Source organism: Flavonifractor sp. An112 (assembly GCF_904377885.1).
GTDB classification, from domain to species: Bacteria; Bacillota; Clostridia; order Oscillospirales; family Oscillospiraceae; genus Flavonifractor; species Flavonifractor avicola.
Window position 1 is genome coordinate 1 of the sequence record NZ_CAJFGT010000111.1, and the last position, 3,990, is coordinate 3,990.

Consider the following 3,990-nt stretch of genomic DNA (forward strand, 5'->3'; position numbering starts at 1 on the left):
CAGCTTGGCCATGGGCTTCAGGCCGTACTTCTCAACAGCCTCGCCGGAAGCCAGCACGATGGCGGCAGCGCCGTCGTTGATGCCGGAGGCGTTGGCAGCGGTGACGCGCTGGACGTGCTTCTTGGCGTCAGCCTCGTGGACCTGGGTGACCTCAAAGGTGTGAACGATCTCGTCCTCCACGCCCTCGGGACCGGCGGGGAAGGCGCCGCGCAGCTTGGAGACGGACTCCATGGTCACGCCGGCCTTGGGGAACTCGTCCACCTTGAACTCCACCATTTCCTTCTTCTTCTTCACCATGACGGGCACGATCTCGTCCACGAACTTGCCGGCAGCCTGGGCGGCCTCGGTCTTGTTCTGGGAGGACACGGCAAAGGCGTCCATCTCCTCGCGGGTGATGCCCCACACGTCGGCGATGTTCTCAGCGGTGGTGCCCATGTGATAGTTGTTGTAAGCGTCCCACAGGCCGTCCTTGATCATGGTATCGACGACCTTCTTGTCGCCCATGCGGGCGCCCCAGCGCTCAGCAGGCAGAGCGTAGGGAGCAGCGGACATATTCTCAGTGCCGCCGGCCACGATGACGTCGGCGTCGCCGGACAGGATGGCGCGGGCGCCCTCAATGACGGACTTCATACCGGAGCCGCACACCATACCCACGGTGTAAGCGGGCACGGAGTAGGGCAGACCGGCCTTCACGCCCACCTGACGGGCGGGGTTCTGGCCCTGGGCGGCGGTGAGGATGCAGCCGAACATCAGCTCATCCACCTGCTCGGGCTTCAGGCCGGAGCGGTTCAGAGCCTCCTTGACGACAACAGCGCCCAGATCGGTGGCGGGGGTGTCCTTCAGGCTGCCCCCGAAGGAGCCGACAGCGGTACGGCAGCAATTGACTACGTAGACTTCTTTCATTGTGAATGACCTCCAGACTATTTCGATTTCTCCCCTAATAAACCCTTCGTTTCATTATACATCCGACATTAGTAAAAATCAACTGTGGAAAGTGTGGAAGCAGGGTGTGTCAAAGAGTATCCAGTTTGTACCAGAAGCGCAGGGGCAGGATAGGGTTGCGGGCCGGGTTGCAGGGGGATATAATAAGGAAGAACAAGAGCGGAGAAGGAGGCGTGGTATCGTGCGGGAAGAACACTGGGCGGCCTATCTGGACTGCGTGGGGGAGCTGCTGGTGTCCCAGCCGGTGCAGGCCATGAAGGAGATCCGGCACCATCCGGGTGTGTCCTGCTTTGAGCACAGCCTGTTTGTGTCCTATGTGGCCTTCCGCCTGGCCCGGCGGTGGGGGCGGGACGGACGGGCGGCGGCCCGGGCGGGGCTGCTCCACGACCTGTATCTTTACGATCCCAAGAGCCTGCCCTCCTATAAACAGTGCTTTGCCCATCCCCTGGCGGCGGAGCGAAACGCCCGGGCCCTGTGCGGGGAACTGAGCCGGGAGGAGGAAAACGGCATCCTGGCCCATATGTGGCCCATGGCCCGCAGCGCCCCCCGCAGCCGGACGGCGGCGGCGGTGTGTGTGGCCGACAAGCTGTGCGCCACGGCGGAGGTGCTGGGGATCTGGCGGCGGACCGCCCTGTACCGGATGGCCTGCCTGCCCCGGCCTGCCTTCGGTGGAAACGCGGTAAAGAAACGGTAAAGACCGCCCTTTCCTTGTGCAAGGGGCCCAAGTTGGAAAAAAAGACGGGTTTTTTTCAAAATCCCGGTGCATTTTTCCGCCTACTTTGCTATAATAATGTCTACTGAATAAACCGAAAATCGGTTTATTCCCGCGGCTGTAGCCGCGCAATTCCATAAAATGGCTCAAGGGAGCCGATTTTATGGAATTCAGCCATTGTTATAATGCGTATTTCCATTGGTGCATTGAGACGCACCAATGGAAGGTGCAAGGTTTTTTGGATAACTTCGTCCAAAAACCTTGCACCAGAACAAAGCTACTTGGCCTTGAAAGCTTTGGCTTTCAAGCCTTCCAGCTTTGTTCATTGCGCATTATAATGACCCTAGAATACGCCCTGCGGCAGCCTGCCCGCCGGGCGGACAGGCAAATCCATTGTTTTTTGAGGTGATCTCAGGTATGAGCGCGACTGGAGCGGTAGTGTTCCTGCCCCGGGAGGGGACCGGCGTGTGCCCCATGCTGGAGGACCTGCTCTTTGATCCGGCGGCCCTGTGGCTGGCGGAGGCGCTGGAGAGCGCCGGCGTGCAACAGTTTTTTGTGGTGTGCCACAGTGACGACCGGGAAAAGGCCGAGGGCTGCTTCCCGGTGGGAACGGAGTTCGTCACCGGCGGCACCGAGGACGCCCTGGACCAGCTGATGGCCTTCCTGGGCAAGCTGGAGGGAAAGGTGCTCATCCTGACCCGGCCGGTGCTTCTCTCCTGGCAGAGCGCCCGGCAGCTGGCGGATGACAGCAGCACCGGTCCTCTGGATAATAAAGATACCGGCGTGTGCCGCATTGACGCGGCCCTGTTGGCCCAGGCTTTGGCCGACGGCAGCGGCCTGGACGAGGCCCTGAAGGAAAACGCCGACAAGCTGGGTGGCCGGAGCATCTGGTATCAGAGCGCCGCCCTCATCAAGAGCAGCCCCGAGGGCCGGGTGGAGGCCGAGCTCACCGCCCGCAACTACGGCGCCTACCGCCTGCTGGAAAGCGGCGTGCGCATGATGGACCCCAACACCTGTTATGCCGGACCCCGGGTCCGGGTGGGTAAGGGCACGGTGATCCTGCCCGGCACCATCCTGCGGGGCGAGACGGTGATTGGGACCGGCTGTGAGCTGGGCCCCAACACCATGATCCGGGACTGTACCCTGGCCGACCATGTGGTGGTCAATGCCTCCCAGCTCAACGAGAGCACCGTGGACGCCGGGGCCAGGATCGGACCCTTCGCCTACATCCGCCCCAACTGCCATGTGGGGGCCAACGTGAAGGTGGGCGACTTTGTGACGCTGAAGAATGCCTCCGTGGGAGAGGATACCAAGATCTCCCACCTGACCTATGTGGGAGATGCCGACGTGGGCTGCCGGGTGGATCTGGGCTGTGGTACCGTCACCGTCAACTATGACGGGGTGGGCAAGTACCGCACCACCATCGGGGACGACGCCTTCATCGGCTGCAATACCAATCTGGTTGCCCCCGTGAAAGTTGGGGACGGAGCCTACACCGCCGCCGGCTCCACCATTACCGACGATGTGCCCGCCGACTCCCTGGCCATCGCCCGGCCCCGCCAGACGGTGAAGAAACAGTGGGCCGCCCGCCAGACCCGTAAAAAGTGAACCCGTCCCGCTGATGGGACAGAAAATAAAAAAATAAGTTCGATCTGCACGAAAAGACAGAGAACACTAATTTTGTGAGAGGATGTTTGAAAGATGATCGCACACGGTAAGGACATCAAGATCTTTTCCGGCACTTCCAACCGCAAGCTGGCTGAGGCCATCTGCAAGGAGATGGGCATGGAGCTGGGCAACGCCGAGGTAGGCGCCTTCTCCGACGGAGAAAACTTTGTCTCCATCTACGAGACCGTCCGCGGCTCCGACGTGTTCGTGGTCCAGTCCACCAGCTCTCCGGTCAACGACAACCTGATGGAACTGCTCATTATGATCGATGCCCTGAAGCGGGCTTCCGCCGGCCGGATCACCGCTGTGATGCCCTACTTCGGCTACGCCCGTCAGGACCGCAAGACCAAGCCCCGCGATCCCATCTCCGCCAAGCTGGTGGCCAACCTGATCACCCGGGCCGGCGCCGACCGGGTGCTCACCATGGACCTGCACGCCAACCAGATCCAGGGCTTCTTCGACATCCCCGTGGACAATCTGCTGGGCAACCCCATCTTCACCAACTACCTCCACGACCGCTTTAAGGGCAAGGAGGACGAGATGATCGTGGTCTCCCCCGACGTGGGTTCCGTGGCCCGGGCCCGGGCCTTCGCCCAGAAGCTGGGCATGGGCCTGGCCATCGTGGACAAGCGCCGCCAGAAGGCCAACTCCTCCGAGGTCATGAACAT

At 61.6% G+C, this 3,990-nt stretch carries 4 protein-coding genes; 3 read left to right on the top strand and 1 reads right to left on the bottom strand.

What is annotated here, in order from left to right; all coding sequences use genetic code 11:
* On the bottom strand, positions 1-903 hold a 903-nt coding region (locus tag IHN22_RS12290; protein WP_191435657.1), incomplete at its 3' end, for an acetyl-CoA C-acyltransferase.
* Between the two features lie 220 nt (positions 904-1,123).
* On the opposite strand from IHN22_RS12290, the gene IHN22_RS12295 reads away from it, so the two are divergent.
* The 3 genes from IHN22_RS12295 to IHN22_RS12305 form a co-directional block, all read left to right on the top strand.
* Positions 1,124-1,636 carry an HD domain-containing protein gene (locus IHN22_RS12295; protein ID WP_242958906.1) on the top strand — a complete coding sequence of 171 codons (513 nt, stop codon included), beginning with the start codon at positions 1,124-1,126 and terminating at the stop codon, positions 1,634-1,636.
* A gap of 435 nt (positions 1,637-2,071) precedes the next feature.
* A complete protein-coding gene (locus IHN22_RS12300) occupies positions 2,072-3,262 on the top strand; it encodes a DapH/DapD/GlmU-related protein (protein ID WP_191435658.1) in 1,191 nt (396 codons plus the stop codon).
* A gap of 93 nt (positions 3,263-3,355) precedes the next feature.
* Positions 3,356-3,990 (top strand): ribose-phosphate diphosphokinase (locus IHN22_RS12305; protein WP_191435659.1); only part of this gene is annotated, 635 nt, incomplete at its 3' end.